Genomic DNA, 25,096 nt, shown 5'->3' with positions numbered 1-25,096 from the left:
AAAAATGGAGTTATCGCTATGATTGGAATCGAGTTACTTGTCGTGCTCGCCGCGATCTATCTGGGCGCCCGGATAGGCAGCATCGGCATCGGCTTTGCCGGTGGTCTGGGGGTTCTGGTATTGACGTGGGGCCTCGGGGTGCAGATCCCGAGCGACCAGCTGGTCAGCTACATCCCTTGGGATGTGATCATGATTATCGCGTCCGTCATTTGCGCCATCGCCTGTATGCAACTGGCTGGCGGGATGGACTACCTGGTCTCCCTGGCAGAGAAAGCACTGCGCAAGAACCCCAAATACATCACCTTCGCCGCCCCGGTCGTCACCTATCTGATGACCATGCTGGCCGGTACCGGTCATACTGCCTTCTCCACCCTGCCAGTTATCGCCGAAGTGGCTAAAGAGCAAGGGATCCGCCCATCCCGTCCGCTCTCCATCGCGGTGGTCGCCTCCCAGATCGCCATCACAGCCTCTCCGATCTCTGCCGCTGTGGTTGCCTTCTCCGGCATGCTCGAGCCGCTCGGTGTTGACTACCTGACCCTGCTGGCCATCTGCATCCCCTCTACCTTCCTGGCCTGTATCCTCGGTGCCTTCATTGCCAACATGATGGGCAAGCCGCTGGAGCAGGATGAAGTCTATCTGGAGCGTAAAGCCAAGGGCCTGATCAAACTGCGTGGTACTACCAAGCTCGAGATCAAGCCGTACGCCAAACTGTCGGTCTGGATCTTCATCGCCGCCATCGTTGCTGTCATGGCTTATGCCACTGCCATCTCCGGTAAAGTGGGCCTGATCACCAACCCGCCGATCCCCCGTGACGGCGCCATCATGGGCATCATGCTGGCCGCAGCCACCATCATGACCCTGGTGTGCAAACTGGACGCCACCCAGGTCACCAACATGCCGACCTTCAAGTCCGGTATGTCCGCCTGTATCTGCGTACTGGGTGTGGCCTGGCTGGGTAACGTCTTCGTAAAAGGCAACATGGACACCATCCAGCTGATCGCTGGCGACCTGCTGAACCAGTACTCCTGGCTGCTGGCCGTGGTGCTGTTCTTCGCCGCCATGCTGCTCTATTCACAAGGCGCCACCACCAAAGCACTGATGCCTGCCGCACTGGCTCTGGGTGTCAGCCCGCTGACTGCTATTGCCTCCTTCGCAGCCGTGAGCGCCCTGTTCGTACTGCCGACCTACCCGACCCTGCTGGCCGCGGTAGAGATGGACGACACCGGCTCCACCCGTATCGGGAAAGCGGTATTCAACCACCCCTTCTTCATACCGGGCACCGCCACCATCGCCATCGCCGTGGCTCTGGGCTTCTTCTTCGGCGGCATCATGCTCTAATCTGATCGCAGGTCGCTACCAACAAAAATCCCCGCCAATCGGCGGGGATTTTTTTTTAAAATGGCAGAGCGGGGTCTGCAATCAGTGCCAAGAAAGGGGCCATACTGGCCCCTTCCATCAGGTTATTCGATTCCCAAGCCGGAAGCCGGTTTGATACTCCCGCTCTCGAACGAGGGCGATTTGACCCTGATATCCTTCCAGCCCGATATCCCTGAGCAGGGCGGGTGACAGATTGACCTGTACGAGACGACGCTCGACCCGGGCTATCCTTCTCTGGACCAGGGATTCAACACTGCGCAGTAAAACCAGTTCGATAGACATGACATTCTCCAGTAGAACATGCGGTTCTCCCGGAGAAAGTGGATATCACCCTGCGGGACGAACCGCGGGTGATAAAAAGACAGGGGTTACCTGTTTACGCCACGCGGTAAAAGAGCACGAGATTTCACGCCGCACACAGTGCCGCGAGAGAATGCAATATTGAGCATCAGATGTTGCATATTCGTCTCCTTACCGGGTAAAAGTTGAACAGGTTGCAGAAATATAAAAAATATCCGAATTTAAAACAAGTCTCTTGCGGCTCCTTTTTAACCGTTTTCCTGGCATTTTATGCTGCCTGACAAGGGGCAACCCCGGGCATCAGATCCCGGAGAGCAGCCGATACTCTTCCAGTACATAGGTATCCGTCATGCCGCTGACGTAATCGAGCAGCAACCGCACCCGGTAATACCACTCCTGCTCATGCTGGCAGGCAAAGCGCGGATCCGGGGTGGCGATCGCCAATCGATAGGCCTTGAGGTGGCGAGCCGAAAGGCGGTGATAGAGGCGGCGGGCGAAGAAGAGGGCCTGACTCCCCTCCCCGGCCAGCAGGCGGGCAAATTGCCGCGCCGGCAGCGCCAGCAGGCAGGCATAACTGGTCAGCACCCCGCGCAGTGCCGCATACCCTTCCAGCTCGAGCGCCTCCACCTCGGGGCGCATAAAGACCAGCTCGCGGGCCACCCGCTTGAGGATATCGAGCACCCGCGCCGCCGGCGCCTGACCATGCAGCAGCGCCTGCGGATAAGATCCCTGCAAAATGGCCTGATGTTCGCTGACATAGCTCTGCGCCGCCAACGCCACCAGGTCCCGGGTCAGTTGCTGGCGAAAATGGGGGAAAAAGCCCCGGCCAGAGACCAACGCCTCATCCAGCAACGCAGCCAGATAATCGCTTCCATCAGCACGGCGCAATGCCACCAGCAGCTCTGACAGTGTCAGGATCCGCCGATCCACCGCATCTTCCAGATCGGCGATGCAGTAGGAGATGTCATCGGCCGCCTCCATGATGTAGACCAGCGGATGGCGACAGCCGGGAGCCAACCCCAGACTCTGACCGAGGGCGCGGTAGAGCGGCTGCTCGCTGAAGAAGATGCCGCGCTTGCTGCTCCAGCCGTGATGCTGGCCGTAACTCACGCCGGGTTGCGGCTGCTGCGGGTATTTGCAGAGCGCCGCCAGCTGCCCGAGCGTCAGGTTGAGTTCGTGCAGGCTGTGCACCAGCCGCAGGCTCTGGGCGTTGCCATCAAACAGCTGCAGATCCTGACGCAATTCAGCCCACTGGGCCGAGGGGGGCTGCGCCAGCGCCTGCTGATAGAGGGGATCGAGCATCTCGCCAAGCCACTGGCTCATCACCTGCTCGCCAAAATGCCCAAACGGCGGGTTGCCCACATCATGGAGCAGGCAGGACATCTCCACCAGATTGATAAAGGCCCCTTCGCAGACCATACCGGCGGGCAAGGCGGCCAGAATGCGGCGACTGATCTGGCGACCGGTCTCCTGCACCTCCAGCGAGTGGGTGAGGCGACTGCGCACCGAGGCCTTCACATCGAGCGGAAAGACCTGGGTTTTCTGCTGCAACCGGCGCACCGGCGCGGCCTGCACGATACGGGCGCGATCCTGCTCGGTCGCCTCCAGCAGCTCCTCATCCCCCCAGGTGTGGATGCGCGCGGGGGTAATCAAACGGCTATACATCTCGCAGCTCCTTGCCAGCAACTTCCATCAGACTCAAGACAACCTCCAGCCTCAAGACAGCAACCAGCGCCGCAGACGGGCGATATCGCCGGGATATTCGCGGCGCAGCGTCTCAATCCAGTCCTCTACGTTCTTCCACCAGGCGGGATGATCCGGGCTCTGGATCAGCTGGGCCGTCTGTTGCAGCCGACGCAGGCCGATGGAGCCTGCCGCCCCTTTTATCTTGTGTGCCTCTTCCACCACGCCAGCCTGATCCTTGGCAATCATGTTGGAGTCAAGCACCGCCATGTAGTCCGGCATCATCTTCTCGAACAGATCGACGCTGGAGAGCAGCACCGGCTTGCCCACTGTATCGGCATAATCGGTGAGGAAGGGGATATCCAGCAGGGCATCCTGATTGCCCGCATCCGCCTGCTCGTCCGCTTCATCCTCGGCCAGACCGGCAAACAGGTGGCCAATCACCTCCCGCACCGCTTTGGAGCCGAGCGGCTTGTTGATCACATCCTGCATGCCGTGATCCCGATAGTACTGGCGATCGCCGGTAGAGTTGGCGGTGAGCGCCACCATGGGCGGCAGGCTGTCGCCATAACGCGCCAGCAGGGTTTTCGCCACATCGAAGCCGGTCATGTCCGGCAGCTGGATATCGAGCAAAATGAGGTCGAAATCATCCGGGTTGGCCATCGCCAGCGCCTGGGCACCATCCCGTGCCACCTGCACCTGATGACCCAGCTTGCCCAGCAGGGCGCAAGCCACCGTCACGTTGAGCTCCACATCCTCCACCAGCAGGATATCGAGGGAGGGCATCTCCTCTTCCGGCTCGGCCAGCACCGGCTCGGCGCAAGCTACCTCCAGCTCGGCGGTGAAGCAGGAGCCCTCGCCCGGATCGCTGTCCACGTAGAGCTGCCCCCCATCGCCTGCACCAGCTGACGGGAGACCGCAAGACCAATGCCGGTGCCGGTGGCGTGCTTCTTGCCCTGCACCTGATAATACATGGCGAAGATCTTCTCCTGCTGGGCGTGCGGGATGCCGACGCCGGTATCCTCCACCTCAAAGTGCAGCGCCAGCTTGCCCGGCTCGTCGGCGGGATGGGAGAGACAGCGCACGGTGACCCCCCCCTCATCGGTAAACTTGACCGCGTTGCCCACCAGATTCCACAACACTTGGCGCAAGCGGGTGCCATCGGCCATCACGAATTGCGGCATGTCGCCATCGAGATCGAAATGCAGATAGAGCCCCTTCTGCTCAGCCTGAATGCGCGACAGGGTCTCCAGCTCGTCGAGGAAGGCGGGCAGGTCGATGCGGGTCGGTGCAATTTCGAGGCGACGCCGGTCCAGTTTGTCGAGATCGATGATGTCGTTGAAGATATTGCCCAGAGTCACCGCACTCAGGTGGATGGTCTTGAGCTGCTGATGCTGCTTGGGATCGAGGGGGGTATCCATCAGCATCCGGCTCAAGCCCACAATGCCATTGAGCGGGGTGCGCAGCTCGTGGCTGATGGTGGAGATAAAGGTGGTCTTGTCGCGACTCGCCTTCTCCAGCTTATCCTGATACTGCTTGCGCTCGGTGATGTCGCGGCCAAAGCCGAGCAGACCGAGCCGCTTGCCGAAGCGATCGAAGAAGGGCACCTTGCGCAGTTCGAAGTAGGCCTTGCGGCCATCGGGATACTCCAGCCACTGCTCGTAGGTAAGCGGCTCGTTGCTGGCAAAGACCTGCCGATCGGTCTCGACGATCTTGTTGGCGATCTCCTGCTTGTAGACATCGAACGGAGTCAGGCCGATCAGCTCCGCCTCCACCTTGCCGGTCAGCTCCTCCATGGCGCGGTTGCAGCCGGAGAACTGCTCATCCTCGTTGCGGTAGTAGACCAGATCCGGGGAGCAGTCGATAAAAGAGCGCAGCAGCGCGGTGCGCTCCCCCAGGTGGAGCTGGGCTTTCTCCCGCTGGAACACCTCGTTCTCGAGATCTTCGATGGCCTGCAGACGCAGGCTCTCGGCACGGTTGGTTTCGGCAATCTGGGCGTTGAGGCGGCTGATGTTCTCCTGCAGCTGAGTATTGAGCTCCAGATCCCGCTCACGCATATCCTGCAGCTTACGCACCATCCGGCTCAGTCGCTGGCGGGAGTCTTCCAGCTGATCCACCACAATGGAGAGAAAATAGACCGCCCAGGGGGTCACCAGCAGGCCGAAAAAGACCGAGCGAACGAAGTCGATCACATCGATATTGCCGCGCAGGAACAGGGTCACCCCCATCTGGATGGCGACCGCCAGCACGATAATGCCCGCCGCCAGGAACATGCTGAAGCGCACCAGTCCCAGCTTGGTCATCAGATCGACATAATATTGCGCCCAGGATTTAATCTGTTTCATCTTATTGTTTTCCCCCGATATTCGCGGTACAGAATACCAGCACAACAGGGTGAACTCTTCTTTATCTCATCCCGTTGCGTCACGATTCTGTGAGCTGGCTGACGAATGTCGGCAACTTGAACCTCATCTTTTCATCCCGAACGACCGGATCAGGAGAACACTTCGATGCGTCACATCTCTCTGCTTGGCCTTGCTCTGCTTGCCGCCAACAGCGCCCATGCCGATTTGGGGAGCATCCCCAAAGAGTCCGGCTGGTCCGGTTTTCTGCTGGGCGGCATCAATGTCGTCAACTACGAATCCAACTTCTACAGCGGCGATGATGACCACGACACCCTCTCCGGTCTGGGCAGCCCGCAGAGCCGTTCGGCCGTCACCCCGCTGATTAATGCCGACATCCGCTACACCTTTGCCGACACCCGCACCCAAATTTTTCTCGGCAACCTGATCCAGGATGCAATTCGCTTCGACTTCACCCAGCAACTGGGGTTGCGGCAGGCGCTGGGGGACAAGGGGATTGTCGGTGGCTCGCTGGTGTTCAGCGCCATGCCAACCGAGCAGTGGAGCGATCCGTTTGCCGTGGGGGTGGCCCGCAGCTCGACCGACATCCACTCTACCGGTGTGCGGGCAAGCTGGGACAATATCTGGGGCAGCAACTTCAATGGCAGCCTGACCACCCGCAACATCGAGGTAGATGAAGAGCGCAGCGGCCAGCAATACGACGCCATCCACCATACCCACTACGCCTCAGCCCTCGATCGCAACGGCAAGATCCACGCCCTCGAACTCTCTTATCAGTGGCGTTTTGCCCCCGGCCAACAGCTGGAGCCGGCACTGATCTATCGCGATGCGGATCTCGACGGGCGCGCCCAGCGCTACAAACAGAGCGGCATGCAGCTGACTTATGCCAAGCGGGGCGCCCAGTGGTCGTTTGTCAGCAACCTCTACCTCGGCCAGAGCAACTATGACGAGGCCAACCCCCTCTTCGGCCAGTACGCAGATGCCGACGAGTTTGCGGCGAACGCCATCTTCTTCTGGCACAACCTGTTTGGTGTCAGCGCCCTCTCGGCGACCGCCAGCGCGGCGTATGCCAAGTCCAGCTCAGATATCAGTTTTTACGATTCACAAGCCACCCGCTTCAGCACCGGCCTGCTCTACAACTTCTAACCGCAACCATGCCGCAATAAAAAGGCTATGCCCCAATTACGTGTTGCATGGGGTGCCCCAGCGCCTCATGCAAACACGCTTTGATATTCATCCCCTTCCCGTAACGCGCCAGCATCCTGCGCCAACCCAGATAATTCCTCAGCTAGTGAGTCGCCACGCCATGAAAACGCACCATCCACTCTTTCAACCGGTGGTGAATCAGGTGAAATCGCCGGCGAACCACAACAAAGATGGCGATTGACGGTGTGGGGCGTTGAGGGAGGAAAATGATCAAAACATGCAATCAGCTCCTTGATATAGGGACGATTAGCGCAGCATCTTCGTCCGCATACTGCTGTGCATTACGTCATGGCAAGACAGGCTGAAAACTCTGGATATCAGCGGCTTCTCGGCGACCTTCTATTCGCGAACGTCCGAATACGCTTCGCTATTCGAACCTACAACGCAGATAGCGGCCCCTCACCCTAACCCTCTCCCGAGGGAGAGGGGATGGCCCGAGCCAATTCCAAGCCCGGTTGCCAAACCAAATCAGAGGCGCATATTTGCGCTCTTCTCCCACTCTTGATCACAGACAAGGGGAGAAGGGCTGGGGATGAGGGGGGAGGCAACAATAAGCCCCATTATGTAGGGTCGATTAGCGTAGCGTAATCGTCCGCATACCGCCGAGCATCGAGTCATGGCAAGGCAAGGCTGGCAGGAAACTCCGGATATCGGCGACCCCTCAGCTACTCCCTATTCGCGAACGTCCGAATACGCTTCGCTATTCGAACCTACGGCCCAGGCAACAAGGGGCTCGCTATTACCCTGTTCAGCCCGGAAGATGCACCGCGGCTGGAAAAGGTGGAAGCGGTGCTCGACACCCGCCTGCCCCAGCAGTGGTTCCCGGGCTTTGAGCCGGATCTGACCCGCTTTGAGCCCGAGCCGCGCCGCAACAGCAAGGCGGCCCAGAAGCAGCGCACCAGAAAGCAGGCCCTCGCTGGCAACAAGGGGGGCAAGGGGCGGTGCTAAAGGCCCGCGCCAATCCCTTCAAACCCATCCCCGCAAACCGGAGCAAGCCCCAGCATGGCCGCTTTTACCGCCTTGCAGGGGCGCAGCCGCAAATGGGCTAACTATAAGTAGGATTTATGGGTTTTCCCAAAACACCCCAGCTCCAGCTTATACATATATCCACTAGGTCTTGCGCATCATAACGAGCCACAACAAGGCCCTAAAACAACCGCGACCGCTCAAACAATGCTGTTTTAGGGGCTGTGCCGGTTTACAAGAAAATGCCAACGGCAAGAGGTGTGAGGTTAAAAGCGCCAATTACGACATATCTTGTCTCCACCTGGCGGCGACACAATCTGGCGTGTCTCTTTCTTCCATGGTTTGGTATACCCCATCCCCGCTCTTATAGTGGTTTGACACAGGGTCTCCATCATTTCCTCCTCATCCACGGAAGAAGATCATCTATGAAAAAAATCACCCCTCAACAACTGGCAGCCCTCACCATTGGGCTGCTGGCTATCATCTGCTGGCAACTGCCAGCCCCTGCCGGACTGGCACCGGCGGCCTACCACACCGCCATTCTGTTTATCGCCACCATACTGGTCATCGTCACCAACATAGCGCCGACCGGCTATATCGCCATCCTCTCCCTCGCGCTCTATGCCGTGCTCCATGCCAGCGGCGAAGTGACCCCCAAGGCGGCCATCGAAGGGGCGCTGGTCGACTTCAACCACCCGCTGATCTGGCTTATCGTCATCGCCTTCATGATTGCCAGCGCCTTTGCCAAGACCGGCCTTGGCAAGCGGATCGCCCTGCTGCTGCTCAGCCGCTTCGGCCAGTCCACCCTGCGCTCCGCCTACTGTCTGGCGGTTGCCGACTTTATTCTGGCCCCCGCCACCCCGAGCAACACGGCCCGCGCCGCCATCGTCGCCCCCATTGCCGACTCGTTGGCCAAGACCATCAACAAGGATGACCGCAAGCTGGGGCAGTTCCTGCTCTCCAGCGTCAGCGCCATGAACGACGCCTCGGCGGTCGCCTTCAGCACCGGCTTTGCCGGCAATCTGGCGCTGGTCGGCATTGCCGCCAGCGTCGCCGGGCTGACGGTCGGCTTTCGCGAATGGGCGCTCTACCTGCTGCCGCCCGCCATCGGTCTGCTGCTGATCATGCCGCTGGTGCTCTATATGGTGATCCGCCCCGAGACCCGCGACACGCCGGATGCCCCCCGCTTCGCCCGCGAGGAGCTGGCCAAAATGGGCCCCCTCTCCCGCCATGAGAAGAGCCTGCTCGCAGTCTTTGTCGGTCTGGTGGTGCTCTGGGTCGGCGGCAGCAATCTGGGGCTGGATGCCACCACGGTCGCCTTTCTCGGTCTGGCCGCCCTGCTGCTGCTCGGGGTGCTGAACTGGAACGATGTGAAGGACAACAGTGCCGCCTTCGATACCCTGATCTGGTTCAGCGTGCTGATGGGGATGGCCGACAACCTGAAACGGGTCGGCTTTACCGGCTGGCTGGGGGATGAACTCTCCGGCTTTATGCACAGCACCCTCGGCGGGCTCGGCACCATTCCCATGCTGCTGGTGGTGATGGGGCTCTACCTCTTTACCTCCTACGCCTTCGCCTCGGCCACCGCCAAGGTGGTGGCGCTGGCGCCGGTGATTGCCGGGGCCCTGCTGGCGGTCGGCGTGCCTGCCGAGCTCGCCATCTTCAGCATCGCCGCCATCACCAACGTCGGCTGCAACCTCGCCACCTACTCCCACGCCCGCATCCCGCTGCTGATGGGGATGGGCTATCACACCAGCGCGGAGTGGATGCGCATCGGTCTGGTGATCGCCATCGTGGGCTTTGCCGTGGTGATGTCTATCGGTTTGACCTGGTGGCAATTCCTGATCTGATGATCCGCCTATAGCGCCCCTGGCCCCCTCGCGCTCACGAGGGGGCTTTTTTGCCTTATAACCGGGCGACCTCCGTCGGCTATCGCCCCTCCCCCGCCACAGATTTCAGTCAAGGGGCGTGCCAATACGCGCTATAAGTCTCAGCGCCGACCTGCACGCGTCACAGGTTGAGGCTGAGCCTGTTTGCCCCCGCCTCCCCCTCTTGGCCACAAACAGAGGGAGAAGGGCTGGGGATGAGGGGGGAGGCAACAATAAGCCACATAATGTAGGGACGATTAGCGCAGCGTAATCGTCCGCATACCGCCGAGCATCGAGTCATGGCAAGGCCGGCTGGAAACCCTGCATATCAGCGCCTTCTCGGTGACCCCCTATTCGCGATCGTCCGAATACGCTGCGCTATTCGAACCTACAACACAGATAGCGGCCCCTCACCCTCTCCCGAGGGAGAGGGGATGGTTCGTGCCAATTCCAAGCCACTCATATTCACCCGCACCACAGAGCCAACACACAATCAGCGGAGCATATCTGCTCCCTTCTCCCACTCTTGATCACAAACAAGGGGAGAAGGGCCGGGGATGAGGGGAGGTAACAATAAGCCACATAATGTAGGGTCGATTAGCGCAGCGTAATCGTCCGCATACCGCCGCGCACCGGGTCATAGCAAGACCGGCAGGAAACTCTGGATGTCCGCGGCTTTTTGGCCACGACCTATTCGCGATCGTCCGAATACGCTTCGCTATTCGAACCTACAACACAGATAGCGGCCCCTCACCCTGGCCCTCTCCCGAGGGAGAGGGGATGGCCTGTGCCATTTCCAGACCCCCATACCCACCCGTACCTCGTACGTAAAGCACAGCCAGCTGAACCGTTTTGCTCCCTTCTCCCACTCTTGATCACAAACAAGGGGAGAAGGGCTGGGACTGACCGTCCGCCAGGCAGCGCGGCGTTGCGGAGTCAGCAAAAATACCGCCTTCCTCTGGCGTCACCGCTTCTTGCGTGCCATGGCAGGTCATCAAGCCACTAGGGAAGAGGGCATCGTTGAGGTAGACGAGACCTTTTTCCTCGAATCGTTCAAGGGGCAACGGGGGATGCCGAGACGGTCATCGCGGTGTTGAAGCCGTTGGTGTCACCGGATGCGGTGTTGTGTAGCGATGGTGCGGGCGTGTATGCCAGTTTCAGTAAAGTGCAGGGCGTGACTCATCAAGTAGTGCGCAATCGTCAGGGTGAGAGGGTGGTAGGGGCATTCCACATCCAACATGAAAACGGATATCACCATCGGTTGAAAGAATGGATGGTGCGCTTTCATGGCGTGGCAACTCATTATCTGAGGAATTATCTGGGTTGGCGCAGGATGCTGGAGCGTTACGGGAGGGGCGTAAATATCAAAGCGTGTTTGCATGAGGCGCTGGGGCACCCCATGCAACACGTAATTGGGACATAGCCTAAAAAAACCACCCGCATAAAGGGTGGTTTTTTCATTATCTCAGAATGATCCAGAGAGATTTAACTCTGAACAGCAATCAAGCCAACGGCGGCGTCCGTGGCGGCACCATACGCTTGCTGCCGGTGGACTCGAAGGCCGAGGCGAAGCGCAGCAGGTTGTTGTCGTCATAGGCGCGACCGGCGAAGGTCAGGCCCACCGGCATACCGATATCGGCCATCACCCCCATGGGGACTGTGACGGTCGGCACACCGAGGTGGCGAATGGCGAGGTTGCCGTTGGCAACCCAGATGCCGTTGCTCCAGGCGATATCGGCGGAGGCCGGATTCACATCCGCATCAGCCGGTGCAACGTCGGCGACGGTGGGGAACAGCACGGCGTCGAGCTTGAGCTCGTCCATCCAGTCTTCCAGATCCAGCTTGCGGGTCTTCTCCAGACCGCGCAGGCCGTCCGGCACTGTGGGGATCTCGTCAAAGCGCTTGATGCCGCGCTTGGCCATATTGACGTACTCGTCCATGCCCGCCGCCAGATCGCCCTCGCGGTTCGGCAGAGTGCCCGGATCGTGGGGGAAGATCTTCGGCCCATCGACATCGGCCAGCTTGTTCAACTTGGGATCGCCGTTGGCGCGCAGGAAGTCGTCGAACGCCCAGCCGGAGAGCTCCCACAGCTCGTCGTTGAGAAACTCCGGACTCACGATGCCGCGATTGAACACGGTCGGCGCGCCGGGTCTGTCCCCTTCGCAGTTGGAAACCAGCGGGAAGTCCACTTCGATGACTTCTGCGCCAGCGGCCTCAAGCGCCTTGCGCGCATCTTCCCAGAGGGCAATCACGGCCTCGCGGGTATGGATGCGCTGACCGGTCGGGCCGCCGATACCGGGGTTTTCGCTGGTGCCGGCCAGTTCATCCTTGTTGATAAACATGCGCGGCACGCCGAGGCGCTTGCCCTTGAGGGCATCGGGCTTGGCCGCCAGATCCAGATAGGAAGCCGGACGCACCTCGGAGGCCTTGGGCAGCTGCACCCAGGGCTGCATGCGCCACAGATCGCCACGGGTGTCGGCATCGTCGGCGACCACTACGTCGAGCACTTCCAGCAGGTCGTTCATGGTGCGGGCATAGGGCACCACCACATCCATGGTCGGGGTCAGCGGCCAGTTGCCGCGCACCGAGATGACGCCACGGGACGGGGTGTAGGCGCACAGGCCGTTGTTGGAAGCAGGGCCACGGCCGCTCGACCAGGTCTCTTCCGCCAGACCAAAGGCGGAGAAGCTGGCGGCGGTGGCGGTACCGGCCCCGTTGGAGGAGCCGGAAGCAAACGGCGCGGTCAGGTAGTCGGCGTTGTAGGGGCTCTCGGCACGGCCATAGACGCCGCGCTGCATGCCACCATTGGCCATCGGCGGCATATTGGTCTTGCCAAGGCAGATGGCACCGGCGGCGCGCAGGCGTTCAACGGTAAAGGCATCGCGCTGGGCCACCAGATCCTTGAAGGCCGGGCTGCCGGAAGCGGCGGTCAGCCCCTTGACCAGATAGCTGTCTTTGGCGGTGTAGGGGATGCCGTCGAGCGGCCCCAGAGTTTCGCCACGGGCGCGGCGGGCATCGGACGCTTGCGCCTCTTTCAGCGCATCGGGATTGGGCACCACAAGGGCGTTGAGCTTGGTGTCAGTCTCGGGGCCGTTGTAAGCCTCGATCCGGGCCAGATAGGCCTTGACCAGTTCGACCGCTGTGGTGCGGCCTGCTTCGAGCGCGGCACGCAGCTCGGCAATGGAAACCTCGGTCACTTCGATCATGGGGATCTCCTGTAAAAGGGTGACTGTTTGTCATGATGATCGCCGCATCAGCGCCGGCGACCATCACACCATCAAGAGATAAAACCCCACTGAGTGGGGTTTTGAATACTCACCGGAACCGGTTTACGACCCGTCGCGAGAGGCCGTCAGCAAGGTGAAGAGCAGCGCAGGAACCGGAGTGTATGTGAATACATGAGCCGTTTGTTCCACATAAGCGAGCTGCACATGAGCCTTGATCACGGCTTCGCAGCAGGATCGTCATCCGGTTCTTATTTGCCGGAGGGGATCTGCTGGGTAATGCAGTGGATATTGCCGCCACCCAGCAGGATCTCGCGGGCCGGTACGCCGATCACGGTGTGATCCGGGAAGATCTCTTCCAGAATGCGCTGGGCTTCGCCATCGGTGGCGGCATCCAGCAGCGGATAGACGATGCGATCGTTGGTGATCAGGAAGTTCACGTAGGAACCGGCCAGACGGCCTTCTGCCTCGCGCGGTACACCGGTACCGCTCTCGACACCGGCAGACTCCTCTTCGGTGCAGAACAGCGGGCCCGGCTGGGGCAGCTTCCACACTTTCAGCTTGCGCCCCTTGGCATCGACCGCCGCTTCCAGCACCTTGAGGGCGGCCACGGAGCGGGCGTACTGGGGATCGTTCTGGTCATCAGTCCAGTGCAGCGCCACTTCACCCGGACGCACGAAGCAGCACATGTTGTCGATGTGGCCGTCGGTTTCGTCCATGTAGACGCCTTCGTCCAGCCAGATAAAGCTGGTGACGCCGAGATAGTCGCGCAGGTGCGCTTCGATCTGCTCTTTGGTCAGGTGCGGGTTGCGGTTTTCGTTGAGCAGGCACTCGGCGGTGGTCAGGCAGGTGCCTTCGCCATCGACGTGGATGGAGCCACCTTCCAGAATCAGCGGCGCGTCGTAGCGAGCCATGCCGTGCTGGGTCAGCATCTGGGCTGCCACTTCCTCATCCTGATTCCACGGGTAGTAGAGACCGCCCTTGTGGCCGCCCCAGGCGTTGAAGCCCCAATCTACCCCACGGCACTCGCCGGCCGCGTTGGTAACGATGGTCGGGCCGGTGTCGCGGGCCCAGCAGTCATCGCTGTTCATTTCAACCAGAGTGACGTGGGCGGGCATGATGGTGCGGGCCTGCTCCATAAACTGGGCCGGAACCCCCATAAAGACCGGGGTGGCACCGCCGATGGCATCCGCCACCTTGGCGAAGGTCTCTTGCGCGAAGCGACCGGCTACGCGCCAGTTGTCCGGGCGAAATGGCCAGATCATCCAGACGGCCTGCTGGTGTGCCCACTCGGCGGGCATGGTGAAGCCGTCAGCGGCCGGTGTTGAATCGAGAAGAGCGGAGTTCATGGTCTTGATGCTCATCGCAAGGCTCCTTGCATGGATTGAGGCCCCCGTTTACGACCGATGCGGCGCGGGAACCCGGAAAAATAACAGTGGGTCGCAGAGTAAGACGTTGCGCCCCCATCCATCAAATGAATAGGATGGATTGTCCCATAAACACGGCGAATAATCCCCCCATGAAATTGCACCAGCTCGACCTCAATCTGCTGCTCGCCTTTGACGCCCTGATGACGCAGGGCAGCGTCACCCGTGCCGCCGAGGCGCTCTTTATCAGCCAGCCCGCCATGAGCCACTCGCTCAACCGGTTGCGCACCTTTCTCGGCGACCCGCTCCTGGTGCGCACCCCGCAGGGGATGCTGCCGACCCCGCGCGCCCAGCGGTTGCATCTCGGGGTGCAGCAGGCGCTGCGGCTGCTGGAGCAGCAGCTCTTGGAGGAGGAGGAGTTCGAGCCGAGCCAGTCGAAACGGCGCTTCGTGCTCTGCACCACGGATTACGTGGAGTGCGTGCTGATCCCGCCGCTGATCCAGCGGCTCAGACGGCTGGCGCCGGGGGTCACCATCGAGATCCGCATCCTGCGCGACACCCTGCCCGAAGCCGAGCTGGCAAGCGGCGAGATCGATCTGGTGCTGGGCTTTGACGAGTACATGCAGGTGCCGGGGTATCTGGGCAAGGAGACCTGGCTCACCGAGCCGCTGGCCGGGCTGGTGCGCGCCGATCTGCCCATTGCCAAATCGGCCCCCGCCGGGGCCGAGGATGATCCCTCCCAGTGGATGGAGCGCATCACCCTGCAGCAGCTCATCGCCATGCCCCATGTGTTCCACTCGCCCCTTGGCACCTCGGAGGCGAGCCTCGACCGCTATCTGAAGAGTCAGGGCTTTAGCCGCACCATCTCGGTCAACAGCCAGAGCTATATGTCCGCCGCCGCCATCGTCAGCCAGAGCGATCACCTGCTGGTTCTGCCCAGCATGGTGGCCGAGCTGCTCGCCAGCCACTGGCCGCTAAAAAGCCTGCCGCTGCCCGAGGACGTGCCCGACTACCACCTCAACTGCGTCTGGCACCCCGTACACGCGCAGCAACCTGCACTGGTATGGCTCAAGGATTTGATGAAAGAGCTGGTGGGGCCGAGGTAAGGCAACTCGCCACGTGAAATTGGATGGCATCACCAACAAGCCACTGTGGAACGTGTTTGCTGACCGACCATGATGCCCAAACCGAACCTCGATCAATTCCCTCTCCCTTTGAGAGAGGGTTAGGGTGAGGGCAGCTTCCTCCCCCTCATCCCCAGCCCTTCTCCCGCAAGGGGAGAAGGGAGCCGTTACGCTGCAACTTGCAGCATCGCAGACAACCATTCAGCCATTCAGCCATTCAGCCATTCAGCCATTCAGCCATTCAGCCATTCAGCCAGGCGATTCCCAATACATTCGAAAAGTTATCGCCATCTGCTATCGCCCAATCCAGCTTCCCCAGCTCGAATAAGGCAATAAACACTGTGCTGATCAGCCAAATCACGACAGCGACTCGATCTGTCCCCTCTCCCTTTGGGAGAGGGCTAGGGTGAGGGAATGCAATATCCAACCGGTAAACAGATGGGAAGCTGGCTATATCTATAAGGCGATACAGAGTGGGAGCAATTAATGGATAGCAACCTCTTTGCCAAGCGATTGAGACGAGATGCCACACAGGCAGAACAGAAACTGTGGCAACAGTTGCGCAATCGCCTTCTGGCGGGGCTGAAATTTCGCCGCCAAATGCCCATCGGCCACTATGTGGTGGATTTCATCTGCCTTGAACAGGGATTGATCATCGAAGTGGATGGTTCGCAACACGGAACACAAGCGAACCAGATTCATGACGAGGCTTGGACAGCTTATCTCAACCAGCAGGGATTTCGGGTGATACGAGTGTGGAATAACGATGTACTGGGCAGGCTCAACTCCGTGCTGGATTTTATCCTGCTCTCATTACACCAATCCGATTGACCCCTTCCCCTCAATTCAAAAAGCAAAAACGGAGAAGGGGAAACTCAACTTACGCCCGCAGGGCCCGCATCAGCTGGGCGACCACGTCATCGAGCAAGGGGCGATCGGGGCGGCACTGGGCGAAGGTGACCAGCCCCTGCAGGTTGATCAGCAGCAGGGCGGTAAGGGTGTGGATATTGCTATCCGGGGCCAGTTCACCCTTGGCCTGCGCCTGTGTCAGCAACTCGGCCAGATCCTGCTCCAGCTCGCCATAGATCCCCTTGACCCGCTGGGTCAGTTCTTCATCCTGCTCGCTCAGCTCCATCATGGTGCGGGTCACCAGACAGGTGCCACAGAGCGCCTCGGTCACCACCTGATCGAGATAGGCAGCAAGGCCCGCCAGCGGGCTCGGATTGTCGAGCAGGGAGCGGCGCAGGGTGCGTTTGCCCTCGACATAGTGATCCACCGCAGCCAGCAGCAGGCCGCGCTTGTTACCAAAGGCGCCGTAGATGCTGCCCGGATGCAGGCCGGTGGCGGCCACCAGCTCCTGCATGGTGGTCTTGGCGTACCCCTTGGCGCGAAACGCTTCCATGGCATTTCGCAGCACCTCGTCCCGATCAAACTCGGCTATGCGCATGGTTCCTCCCGTGGGAAATGGCTCACCGGCAAGGGGCAAACAGGCCCGCCGATAACGTGTGGCTGGAAAGGGCGGCAAGTTTACCCCAGCCGCCCGCTCGGGCCAACCTTCTTGAACGTGCATTCAAAAAAAGCTTGCACCCGACACAAAAAACGTCTTGAATGCACGTTCAAGAATAACCCATTCAGGACACACTATCATGAATACCCTGTTTCAGCCGTATCGCCTTAATGAGACTCTGACCCTGGCCAACCGCTTCATGATGGCCCCGCTCACCCGCTGCATGGCAGGCCCCGGTCTGGTGCCGACCGAGCAGATGGCAGCCTATTACGGCCGCCGTGCCGACATCGGCCTGATTGTCTCCGAGGCCGTCATCATCCGCCCCGACGGGCAGGGCTACCCCAATACCCCGGGCCTCTTCACCCAGGCGCAGATCGATGGCTGGAAGAAAGTCACCAGCGCCGTGCACGCCAAGGGCGGCAAGATCTTCGCCCAGCTGTGGCACGTCGGTCGCCTCTCCCATCCCTTCTTCCATCAGGCTGAAGTGCTGGCCCCCTCTGCCGTGGCGCACGAGGGTACAGTGCCCCGCATGCGCGAGCTGACCTATCAGGTGCCGCGTGCCCTGACCGAGGCGGAAATTGTCCAGCTGGTGCAGGATTACGCCCAAGCCGCAGCCAACGCCATCGAGGCGGGCTTTGACGGGGTAGAGATCCACGGTGCCAACGGCTACCTGATCGACCAGTTCCTGCACCACTCCACCAACCTGCGCACCGATAACTACGGTGGCAGCCCGGAAAAGATGAGCCGCTTCGCGCTGGAAGTGGTCGATGCCATCAGCGCCCGTATCGGCGGTGATCGGGTTGGTATTCGTCTCTCCCCCGGTGCCTATGTTCATCTGGCGGGCAGCCCGGAAGATCGCGCCGTGTTCGACTACCTGCTGGGCAAGCTCAACGATCGCCCACTGGCCTATATCCACCTCGGCATTTTCGATGACAACCTCACTTTCGATTATCTGGGTGGCCACGCCTCCGACTATCTGCGCGCCAACTACAAGGGCAATCTGGTCGGGGTGGGCAACTACGACGCCGAGCGCGCCGCCGTGGCCATCGAGGCCAACCGCTTCGATCTGGTGGCCATCGGTCGTCCGCTTATCGCCAACCCGGACTATCTCGACAAGGTGAAGAAGGGTGAAGCACTGGTGCCCTACGCCGACACCATGCTGGCTGAGCTGGTATAACCGCGAAGCCATCGCCAGACGACAGGCAATAAAAAACGAGGGGAGCTTCTGCTCCCCTCGTTCTATTCAGTTGTTCAGCCGTTTGCGATGCACGGCGGCACCCTTGTCAGGTGCGAAACAGTGCCTCGATGGAGAGCCCCAGGCCCAGCAGGATCTCACGCAGGCGGCGCAGCCCCTCTACCTGGATCTGGCGTACCCGCTCACGGGTCAGGCCAATCTCGGCGCCGACATCTTCCAGCGTCGCCGGCTCGTAGCCCAGCAGGCCAAAACGGCGAGCCAGCACTTCCCGCTGCTTGGGATTGAGCTCTTCCAGCCAGTGCACAATGCTGGCGCGCATGTCGTCATCCTGGGATTCCAGCTCCGGCCCCATGCCGCGCTCGTCAGAGAGCACATCCAGCAGCGCCTTGTCACGATCGCCGCCGATGGGGGTATCCACCGAGGTGATCTTCTCGTTGAGCTTGAGCATGCGGTTCACATCGTCAACCGAACGATCGAGCGCCTGGGCGATATCTTCGGCGGTCGGCTCGTGATCGAGACGGTGAGAGAGTTCGCGCGCGGTGCGCAGGTAGACGTTCAACTCTTTGACCACATGAATGGGCAGCCGGATGGTGCGGGTCTGATTCATGATGGCCCGCTCAATGGTCTGGCGGATCCACCAGGTCGCATAGGTGGAGAAACGGAAGCCGCGCTCGGGATCGAACTTCTCGACCGCGCGGATGAGACCGAGGTTGCCCTCTTCGATGAGATCGAGCAGAACCAGGCCGCGGTTGTTGTAGCGACGGGCGATTTTCACCACCAGTCGAAGGTTGGACTCGATCATGCGCTTGCGGGCAGCTTTGTCACCCCGCAAGGCACGACGGGCGTAGTAGACTTCCTCTTCGGCAGTGAGCAGCGGGGAAAAACCAATCTCCCCCAGGTAGAGTTGCGTGGCATCCATCACCTTGTTCAGCTCAGGCGCCAGCAACTCATCGGAGCTAGTCTCTCCCGCCTCGGCGGCGACCTCCTGCAACTCTTCCACTTCTTCGTGAGATTCGGGTTCAGCGTCAAACTCTAACTCTGCATCCTGCATTACCAGTTGTTCTTGGCTCATGGTGTGTCTCCCTGACGTTACCAGAGTAAGACGGTCTCTCTGGGGTTAACGCTTTGGCAAATAGCTCATCGGATTGATCGACTTGCCTCGGTACCGGATCTCGAAATGCAATCGTACATCCGGCGCGTCCGTGCTGCCCATGTTGGCAATGACCGAGCCCCCCTTGATGCTGTCTCCTTCCTTCACCCGCAACTGGTCGTTGTGTGCGTAGGCAGAGAGGTAGTCATCATCATGCTTGAGGATGATCAGCTTGCCGTACCCCCTTAAAGCACTGCCAGCGTATACCACTTTACCGCTGCTGGCGGCGTAGACGGGTTGCCCCTTCTGGCCGGCTATGTCGATACCCTTGTTACCCTGTTCTGCAACAGAGAACCCTTCAACAATCCGGCCTTTTGCGGGCCAGTGCCAGGAGAGTCTCGACTGAGAGTTGTCTGTTTTTTGTTCTTTGACCTGAGCGTATTCCTTCGGTGCTGCCGCAGCAACGGATTTCTGAGAGATGAATGGCGTGGTCTGACCAGATTCGCTCGGCTCAACCAACGGACGAGGGCCGCTGCTTGTTCGGCTCACAGCCACCGGGGCAATGGTTGCCGGACGAGTCGCAGCCACCATCTGGGTCGAACCGCCGCCCGCGGTCTGGACATTGAGCACCTGACCCGGTTGCAGCGCATAGGGGGCGCTCAGGTTGTTGCTCTGGGCCAGCGCCTGCGGCGTCATACCGAACTGGCGGCCGATGCTGCTCAGGGTGTCACCACGGTGCACCTCATAGGTGCCGGCGCTTCTGCTGGCCGTCACCGGGGAGTTGGAAGCATCGAGCCGCAACTGCTGCCCCGGATAAATATTGTAGGGCGGGCTGATGTTGTTGAGGCTAGCCAGCGAAGGCACATCATTGCCCGAGTTGAAAGCGATGGAGTAGAGGGTATCGCCCCGCTTCACGACATAACTGTTACCCTGAATGGGTGTACGAACCGGGGTGCCACTCTGGCGAGCCGGAATGGTCGAGACGAACTGGTCATCACCTATTCCATCCACCGGAGCTGCATTTTTATTGGAGGAGCAAGCAAGCAGCAGCCATGACAACACCACGACACTGCTTCCCTGCCAAAGACGCGAACGCATAATGGATCCTTAACGACTAAACCAGAAATAGGCCACAACGGCCAAACCAATACAGAGCCAACCGAGCACATCTACGTAGTGCATCAGTTTGCGCTCCATCTTCTCGCCACCCCAACGCATCAGGCCCGCAACCAGGAAAAAGCGCATGCCACGACCGATGAGGGAGGTGATGATGAAGGGCAGCAGAGCCATTTGCAACAACCCTGCCGTCACGGTAAACACCTTGTAGGGAATAGGGGTGAAGCTGGCAATGAAAATGACCCAGATCCCCCACTGCTCAAACCACTGCTGGGCGATGGCAATCTTGCCTTCATAGCCCACAGATACGATGAGGGGTTGCACCACCGGATCCCACAGGGCATAGCCAAGGGCGTAACCGAACAGGGCGCCCAGCACCGAAAAGGTCGTTGCCAACCCGGCGTAGTGCCACGCCTTTTGCGGTCTGGCGAGCGCCATCGGCGCCAGCATCACATCCACCGGAATAGGCCAGAATACCGACTCGATAAAGGCGGTGATGGAGAGATACCAGGGAGCATACTTGTGGCGGGCCCACTGCATCACCAGTACGTACAAACGGGAAAACAACTTCACTCAACATCTCCGTCAATCAGAGGAACAAAACGAACCGGCTCCAGAATACGGCTGGTCAGCTGGGATCCGGATCGTTCGATCAGCTGCAGGGTCTGCTGGCTGTCACCCACGGGCAACACCAGTCGGCCCCCTTCGGCCAGCTGATCGGTCAATGCCGTCGGGATCTCGCTCGCCGCAGCCGTCACCAGAATGGCGTCATAAGGCCCCTTGTTGGGCCAACCCAGCCAGCCGTTGCCGTGCTTGGCCGAGATATTGTGCAGATCGAGCTGGCGCAGTCGGCGTCTTGCCTGGAACTGCAGCGACTTGATCCGCTCAACGGTATACACGTGCTCCACCAGATGAGCGAGGATCGCCGTCTGGTAGCCCGAGCCAGTGCCGATCTCCAGCACATGGGCCGGATCGTTCTGGATCAGCAGCTCGGTCATCCGCGCCACCATGTAGGGTTGCGAGATGGTCTGGCCGTGGCCAATGGGCAAGGCGGTGTTGTCCCATGCCTTGTGCGCCATGGCTTCATCCACGAACAGCTGGCGCGGCACCTTAGCAATCGCCGTGAGTACGCGGAAATCGCGAATGTCCTGTGCGATCAGCTGGTTTAACAGGCGCTGTACTATCACACCACCCTCATTCCTGCAGATCCAACCAAGCCCCCAGCCCCGCCAGACTGCTGTAGGCAGTCATATCGATGGTCAGGGGGGTGATCGAGACGTAGCCCTGCTCGATGGCGGCGAAATCCGTGCCTTCTCCCGCATCTTGCTGGCTGCCGGGCGGGCCAATCCAGTAGATGGGCTGACCACGGGGATCCTCGCTGCAGATCACCGACTCTGCCCGGTGGCGATTGCCAAGGCGCGTCACCCTGATCCCCTTGATCTGCTCGAGGGGCAGGTCCGGCACGTTGACGTTGAGGATCTGATCGGCGGGCAGCGGGTGCACCATCATGCCCTTCACCAACTGCGCGGCGTAGTAGGCCGCCGTGGCGAAGTGGGTTTTGCCCACCAGCGAAATAGCGATGGAGGGGTAGCCAAGATGGCGTCCCTCGGTGGCCGCCGCGACCGTGCCCGAGTAGATGACATCATCCCCCAGATTGGCGCCGTGGTTGATACCGGCCACCACCATGTCGGGTTCAGGGCGTACCAGCTCGTTGACCGCCAGATGCACGCAGTCGGTCGGCGTGCCCTTCACCGCATAACTCTCAATCCCATTAAAGCCGTTTTCTGCGATTCGGGTAACCCGCAGCGGTACTTCCAGCGTCAGGGAGTGACTCGCGCCGCTGCGGTTGCGATCCGGCGCCACCACAATGACCTCGCCGCAGACGTGCAGCGCCGAGCTGAGAGCTCGAATGCCCTCGGCGTGCACACCATCATCATTACTGACCAGAATTCGCATCGGTCTGATTCCTGAAACCATGATCGGCCTCTTCGGCCTGCATTAACTCGCGCACTACGCTGGTGGCAAACGCGCCCGCCGGCAGGAAGAAGGAGAGGGTCAGCGCCTCACCATCCAGCTGCCAGCTCATCTGCTCCGGCTTGAGCAGCAGCGGGCGGCGATCCTGATCCAGCCCGGCTTGCTCCAGCCCGTCACACCAATCGCGATACGGGGCCAACACAGCCTGTTCGAACTCGGCAGCGGCACCCTGACTGGCCAGCCGGCCACGGCCCCACTGGGGCGCGGTCAGTTGCACGTCGCCGGAGGCAAGACGCGCCTCCAGCTCGGAGGTAACCCCCTCTTCGCTGAAGATGGAGTGGCTGCCCTTGAGCATCACGCAATCACCGGCCAGCAGCTGATGGGCCAGCCCCTGCTCGATGCGGGCGCTGACAATGGCGTTGAACAGCATGCTGCGAGCGGCTGAGAGGTAGAGGGATCGCTTGTTGCGATCCTTGATCCGCTTGCCGGCGAACATCGCCTTGGCCGCTTCCAGGTTGTTGCCATCGCGGCCAAAACGCTGCTCACCATAGTAATTGGGTACGCCCTGCTCGGCGATGGCCTGCAGGCGTGCTGCCAGCCCGTCGGCCTGCTCCAGCGCGGTGAGGCGCAGGGTGAAGTGATTGCCCTTAAGATAACCGACCCGCAGCTTCTTGTTGTGGCGCTTCACCTGCAGGATCTGGATGCTGTCGCTTTCGATCACCGAAAGGTTCGGCTCTGCCTTGCCTGGCAGGTGAATGCCGAACCACTGCTCGGTCACCGCGTGGCGATCTTTCAGGCCCGCCCAGGTCACCGCATTGCGGTTGACCCCGGCCGCATCGGCCAGCAGGCCCGCTACCCAGGCAGTGTTCTCACCGGTTTTGCGCACCCGGACGAAAATATGCTCCCCTTCACCGCAAGGCTCGAAGCCGAGATCTTCATTCACCACGAAGTCGGCAGCCTCGGCCTTGAGGATACCGCGGGCGGTGGGCGCCCCGTGCAGATAGGCAAGTTGTTCCAGCATTATTGTTTCACCAGTAGGACGACGGCTTCGGTGGCGATCCCTTCCTTGCGCCCCGTAAACCCAAGCTGTTCGGTGGTGGTCGCCTTGACGTTCACCCGGTTCAAATCACATTGCAGATCGGCGGCCAGCACGGCGCACATGGCATCGATATGGGGGGCCATTTTGGGGGCCTGGGCGATGATGGTCACATCCAGGTTGCCGATGGCATAACCCGCCTTCTGTACCCGGGCAAACACATCCCGCAGCAGGATGCGGCTATCGATCCCCTTGAATTCCGCTGCGGTATCGGGGAAGTGGCGGCCGATGTCACCGGCACCGATGGCCCCCAGCAGGGCATCGCTCACCGCGTGCAGCACCACATCGCCGTCGGAGTGGGCAACCAGCCCCTGTTCGTAGGGAACTGGCACGCCACCCAGCATGCAGGGGCCAACCCCACCAAACTTGTGTACATCAAAACCATGTCCAATCCGGATCATGCCAGCTCCTCTGTGGGTGAATCGGGTTGCGCCAGCTGGCGCGTGTTCTGTTGCTGCAAATAGAGCCCAGCCAGAGAGAGATCCTCCGGCCGGGTTACTTTGATATTGTCGGCGCGCCCTTCCACCATGCGCACCGTGAATCCAGCCCGCTCCATGGCAGACGCCTCGTCGGTAATGGTGGCGCCCAGCAGCAGCCCCTCTTCCAGCGCCCGCGTCAGGGCAAGGGTCGGGAACATCTGCGGCGTCAGGGCATGCCAGAGCTGCTCGCGCTCGACGGTGGCGATGATATTGCCCTCGCCATCGGAGCGTTTCATGGTATCGCGCACCCGACTGCCGAGAATGGCACCGCCGCAGTTCATGGCCGTGGCAATCAGCGCATCGAGATCGCCGTGGCTCAGGCAGGGGCGGGCCGCATCGTGCACCAGCACCCACGCCCCTTGCACCACATGAAGGCCATTGAGGACGGAAAAGGCGCGCTCGGCGCCGCCCTCAACCCGCACAATACGCGGGTCAGCGGCCACGGGCAGGGCCTCGAACCAGTGGTCATGGGGCGCCAGCGCCACGATCACCTGCGTGATGGCAGGGTGGGAGAGCAGCCGCGCCAGGGTATGTTCGAGAATGGTTTTACCCGCCAGTGGCAGGTACTGCTTGGGACAATCGGCCCCCATTCTGCTGCCGATACCGGCGGCAGGCACAATCGCCGTCAGGCCAGATACCCGACAGGCATCAGTCATCGTAGGGCTCATTGTCCGACACAGTCTCTTTGTCTTTCTCTTTGGGAATGATCCGATAGAAGGTCTCCCCTTGCTTGATATAACCCAGATCGTTGCGCGACAACTCCTCGATGGCTTCGAGGCCAGAGGTGAGATCATCTATCTCGCGGTAGATGAGGTCGTTACGATCCTTGAGGGTCTGATTGTCTCGCTGTTGCTGCGAGATGGCCTCAGACAAGTTCTGATAATCGGATAGCCCGTTCTTCCCCAGCCAGAGGTCATATTGCAGCCCCCCCAGCAGGAGGATCAGGATCAGGGTGAATAGGCGCATGCACTGGGTCTCCTTCAGGCGGCCTAGTGTCCCATATTCGGTGCCAAGACAAAAGAAAGCGAACACCGTCGAGCCCCTGGCCGAACATAAAAAAGTGCCCAAGAGTGAATCAGATAGCACAAAGCCCCGCCAAACCGGTGCAAGGATGGCCAATCAGGGGGCTCCTTGTCCGGGGGCGGGGCTCTCAATCAGAAA

20 protein-coding genes and 4 pseudogenes are annotated in these 25,096 nt (G+C 60.5%); 8 read left to right on the top strand and 16 right to left on the bottom strand.

The window, feature by feature from the left end:
• Positions 1-18 precede the first annotated feature (18 nt).
• Positions 19-1,338, top strand: coding sequence for an anaerobic C4-dicarboxylate transporter (locus NMD14_04195; GenBank protein ID XEI33633.1), 1,320 nt, complete (start codon positions 19-21; stop codon positions 1,336-1,338).
• Between the two features lie 117 nt (positions 1,339-1,455).
• Here the strand turns inward: NMD14_04195 and NMD14_04190 are convergent, their stop codons facing one another.
• The 3 genes and pseudogenes from NMD14_04190 to arcB form a co-directional block, all read right to left on the bottom strand.
• Positions 1,456-1,659, bottom strand: coding sequence for a hypothetical protein (locus NMD14_04190; GenBank protein XEI33632.1), 204 nt, complete (start codon positions 1,657-1,659; stop codon positions 1,456-1,458).
• A gap of 318 nt (positions 1,660-1,977) precedes the next feature.
• A complete protein-coding gene (gene dgt, locus NMD14_04185; protein XEI33631.1) occupies positions 1,978-3,342 on the bottom strand; it encodes a dGTPase in 1,365 nt (454 codons plus the stop codon).
• Positions 3,343-3,393: 51 nt separating this feature from the next.
• Positions 3,394-5,705 (bottom strand): annotated as a pseudogene (arcB, locus tag NMD14_04180) (aerobic respiration two-component sensor histidine kinase ArcB).
• 165 nt (positions 5,706-5,870) lie between these two features.
• Here arcB and NMD14_04175 point away from each other — a divergent pair.
• Positions 5,871-6,869 (top strand): DUF2860 domain-containing protein, encoded by a 999-nt coding sequence (locus NMD14_04175; GenBank protein ID XEI33630.1) that lies wholly within the window; start codon positions 5,871-5,873, stop codon positions 6,867-6,869.
• 25 nt (positions 6,870-6,894) lie between these two features.
• On the opposite strand, the pseudogene NMD14_04170 reads toward NMD14_04175, so the two are convergent.
• Positions 6,895-7,065, bottom strand: a pseudogene (locus NMD14_04170) (IS1595 family transposase).
• Between the two features lie 584 nt (positions 7,066-7,649).
• Between NMD14_04170 and NMD14_04165 the strand changes: the two are divergent.
• The 3 genes and pseudogenes from NMD14_04165 to NMD14_04155 all read left to right on the top strand — a co-directional run bounded on the left by NMD14_04165 (position 7,650) and on the right by NMD14_04155 (position 11,186).
• Positions 7,650-7,877 (top strand): annotated as a pseudogene (locus NMD14_04165) (ATP-dependent helicase).
• A gap of 443 nt (positions 7,878-8,320) precedes the next feature.
• On the top strand, positions 8,321-9,745 hold the full coding sequence (locus tag NMD14_04160; GenBank protein ID XEI33629.1) for an anion permease: 1,425 nt from the start codon (positions 8,321-8,323) through the stop codon (positions 9,743-9,745).
• Positions 9,746-10,662: 917 nt separating this feature from the next.
• Positions 10,663-11,186 (top strand): annotated as a pseudogene (locus NMD14_04155) (IS1595 family transposase).
• Positions 11,187-11,265: 79 nt separating this feature from the next.
• On the opposite strand, the gene NMD14_04150 reads toward NMD14_04155, so the two are convergent.
• On the bottom strand, positions 11,266-12,969 hold the full coding sequence (locus NMD14_04150) for an amidase (GenBank protein ID XEI33628.1): 1,704 nt from the start codon (positions 12,967-12,969) through the stop codon (positions 11,266-11,268).
• Positions 12,970-13,238: 269 nt separating this feature from the next.
• Positions 13,239-14,351: an agmatine deiminase gene (gene aguA, locus NMD14_04145; protein XEI33627.1), complete on the bottom strand. Its 1,113-nt coding sequence runs from the start codon at positions 14,349-14,351 to the stop codon at positions 13,239-13,241.
• A gap of 155 nt (positions 14,352-14,506) precedes the next feature.
• On the opposite strand from aguA, the gene NMD14_04140 reads away from it, so the two are divergent.
• Positions 14,507-15,460, top strand: a complete 954-nt coding sequence (locus NMD14_04140) for a LysR family transcriptional regulator (GenBank protein XEI33626.1) — start codon at positions 14,507-14,509, stop codon at positions 15,458-15,460.
• 504 nt (positions 15,461-15,964) lie between these two features.
• Complete coding sequence (locus tag NMD14_04135; protein XEI33625.1) at positions 15,965-16,309, top strand: DUF559 domain-containing protein; 345 nt, start codon at positions 15,965-15,967, stop codon at positions 16,307-16,309.
• A gap of 49 nt (positions 16,310-16,358) precedes the next feature.
• Here the strand turns inward: NMD14_04135 and NMD14_04130 are convergent, their stop codons facing one another.
• Positions 16,359-16,925 carry a TetR/AcrR family transcriptional regulator gene (locus NMD14_04130; GenBank protein XEI33624.1) on the bottom strand — a complete coding sequence of 189 codons (567 nt, stop codon included), beginning with the start codon at positions 16,923-16,925 and terminating at the stop codon, positions 16,359-16,361.
• Between the two features lie 199 nt (positions 16,926-17,124).
• Between NMD14_04130 and NMD14_04125 the strand changes: the two genes are divergently transcribed.
• A complete protein-coding gene (locus tag NMD14_04125; GenBank protein ID XEI33623.1) occupies positions 17,125-18,162 on the top strand; it encodes an alkene reductase in 1,038 nt (345 codons plus the stop codon).
• 106 nt (positions 18,163-18,268) lie between these two features.
• Here the strand turns inward: NMD14_04125 and rpoS are convergent, their stop codons facing one another.
• Genes rpoS through ftsB form a run of 9 tightly spaced genes read right to left on the bottom strand, consistent with a single transcriptional unit; the run spans position 18,269 to position 24,901 of the window.
• Positions 18,269-19,252, bottom strand: a complete 984-nt coding sequence (rpoS, locus tag NMD14_04120) for an RNA polymerase sigma factor RpoS (protein ID XEI33622.1) — start codon at positions 19,250-19,252, stop codon at positions 18,269-18,271.
• Positions 19,253-19,297: 45 nt separating this feature from the next.
• Positions 19,298-20,368 (bottom strand): peptidoglycan DD-metalloendopeptidase family protein, encoded by a 1,071-nt coding sequence (locus tag NMD14_04115; protein ID XEI33621.1) that lies wholly within the window; start codon positions 20,366-20,368, stop codon positions 19,298-19,300.
• Positions 20,369-20,377: 9 nt separating this feature from the next.
• Positions 20,378-20,959 carry a DedA family protein gene (locus NMD14_04110; GenBank protein ID XEI33620.1) on the bottom strand — a complete coding sequence of 194 codons (582 nt, stop codon included), beginning with the start codon at positions 20,957-20,959 and terminating at the stop codon, positions 20,378-20,380.
• On the bottom strand, positions 20,956-21,573 hold the full coding sequence (locus NMD14_04105) for a protein-L-isoaspartate(D-aspartate) O-methyltransferase (protein XEI33619.1): 618 nt from the start codon (positions 21,571-21,573) through the stop codon (positions 20,956-20,958). Before NMD14_04105 ends, NMD14_04110 begins: the two co-directional genes overlap by 4 nt.
• A 7-nt stretch (positions 21,574-21,580) precedes the next feature.
• Complete coding sequence (gene surE / locus NMD14_04100) at positions 21,581-22,342, bottom strand: 5'/3'-nucleotidase SurE (protein XEI33618.1); 762 nt, start codon at positions 22,340-22,342, stop codon at positions 21,581-21,583.
• Positions 22,323-23,381, bottom strand: coding sequence for a tRNA pseudouridine(13) synthase TruD (truD, locus tag NMD14_04095; protein XEI33617.1), 1,059 nt, complete (start codon positions 23,379-23,381; stop codon positions 22,323-22,325). Before truD ends, surE begins: the two co-directional genes overlap by 20 nt.
• Positions 23,381-23,857, bottom strand: a complete 477-nt coding sequence (gene ispF / locus NMD14_04090; GenBank protein ID XEI33616.1) for a 2-C-methyl-D-erythritol 2,4-cyclodiphosphate synthase — start codon at positions 23,855-23,857, stop codon at positions 23,381-23,383. The genes truD and ispF overlap by 1 nt, the downstream gene beginning before the upstream one ends.
• Positions 23,854-24,591 (bottom strand): 2-C-methyl-D-erythritol 4-phosphate cytidylyltransferase, encoded by a 738-nt coding sequence (gene ispD, locus NMD14_04085; protein ID XEI33615.1) that lies wholly within the window; start codon positions 24,589-24,591, stop codon positions 23,854-23,856. The genes ispF and ispD overlap by 4 nt, the downstream gene beginning before the upstream one ends.
• Entirely contained in the window at positions 24,584-24,901 is a 318-nt protein-coding gene (gene ftsB / locus NMD14_04080; GenBank protein XEI33614.1) for a cell division protein FtsB, read from the bottom strand. The genes ispD and ftsB overlap by 8 nt, the downstream gene beginning before the upstream one ends.
• Between the last annotated feature and the right edge of the window lie 195 nt (positions 24,902-25,096).

Origin of the sequence: Aeromonas veronii (assembly GCA_041319085.1) — a bacterium.
Lineage (GTDB): Bacteria > Pseudomonadota > Gammaproteobacteria > Enterobacterales > Aeromonadaceae > Aeromonas > Aeromonas veronii_F.
The sequence above is the reverse complement of the archived record's forward strand: the minus strand, read 5'-3'. Positions and strand labels throughout refer to the sequence as shown.

Excerpts from the sequence above, each read along its gene's own strand:
- ispF (XEI33616.1), bottom strand. The coding sequence starts at position 23,857 with ATGATCCGGATTGGACATGGTTTTGATGTACACAAGTTTGGTGGGGTT.
- NMD14_04195 (XEI33633.1), top strand. The coding sequence starts at position 19 with ATGATTGGAATCGAGTTACTTGTCGTGCTCGCCGCGATCTATCTGGGC.
- aguA (XEI33627.1), bottom strand. The coding sequence starts at position 14,351 with ATGAGCATCAAGACCATGAACTCCGCTCTTCTCGATTCAACACCGGCC.
- NMD14_04175 (XEI33630.1), top strand. The coding sequence starts at position 5,871 with ATGCGTCACATCTCTCTGCTTGGCCTTGCTCTGCTTGCCGCCAACAGC.
- dgt (XEI33631.1), bottom strand. The coding sequence starts at position 3,342 with ATGTATAGCCGTTTGATTACCCCCGCGCGCATCCACACCTGGGGGGAT.
- surE (XEI33618.1), bottom strand. The coding sequence starts at position 22,342 with ATGCGAATTCTGGTCAGTAATGATGATGGTGTGCACGCCGAGGGCATT.
- NMD14_04160 (XEI33629.1), top strand. The coding sequence starts at position 8,321 with ATGAAAAAAATCACCCCTCAACAACTGGCAGCCCTCACCATTGGGCTG.
- NMD14_04140 (XEI33626.1), top strand. The coding sequence starts at position 14,507 with ATGAAATTGCACCAGCTCGACCTCAATCTGCTGCTCGCCTTTGACGCC.
- NMD14_04130 (XEI33624.1), bottom strand. The coding sequence starts at position 16,925 with ATGCGCATAGCCGAGTTTGATCGGGACGAGGTGCTGCGAAATGCCATG.
- ftsB (XEI33614.1), bottom strand. The coding sequence starts at position 24,901 with ATGCGCCTATTCACCCTGATCCTGATCCTCCTGCTGGGGGGGCTGCAA.
- ispD (XEI33615.1), bottom strand. The coding sequence starts at position 24,591 with ATGACTGATGCCTGTCGGGTATCTGGCCTGACGGCGATTGTGCCTGCC.
- NMD14_04150 (XEI33628.1), bottom strand. The coding sequence starts at position 12,969 with ATGATCGAAGTGACCGAGGTTTCCATTGCCGAGCTGCGTGCCGCGCTC.
- rpoS (XEI33622.1), bottom strand. The coding sequence starts at position 19,252 with ATGAGCCAAGAACAACTGGTAATGCAGGATGCAGAGTTAGAGTTTGAC.
- NMD14_04190 (XEI33632.1), bottom strand. The coding sequence starts at position 1,659 with ATGTCTATCGAACTGGTTTTACTGCGCAGTGTTGAATCCCTGGTCCAG.
- truD (XEI33617.1), bottom strand. The coding sequence starts at position 23,381 with ATGCTGGAACAACTTGCCTATCTGCACGGGGCGCCCACCGCCCGCGGT.
- NMD14_04135 (XEI33625.1), top strand. The coding sequence starts at position 15,965 with ATGGATAGCAACCTCTTTGCCAAGCGATTGAGACGAGATGCCACACAG.
- NMD14_04125 (XEI33623.1), top strand. The coding sequence starts at position 17,125 with ATGAATACCCTGTTTCAGCCGTATCGCCTTAATGAGACTCTGACCCTG.
- NMD14_04115 (XEI33621.1), bottom strand. The coding sequence starts at position 20,368 with ATGCGTTCGCGTCTTTGGCAGGGAAGCAGTGTCGTGGTGTTGTCATGG.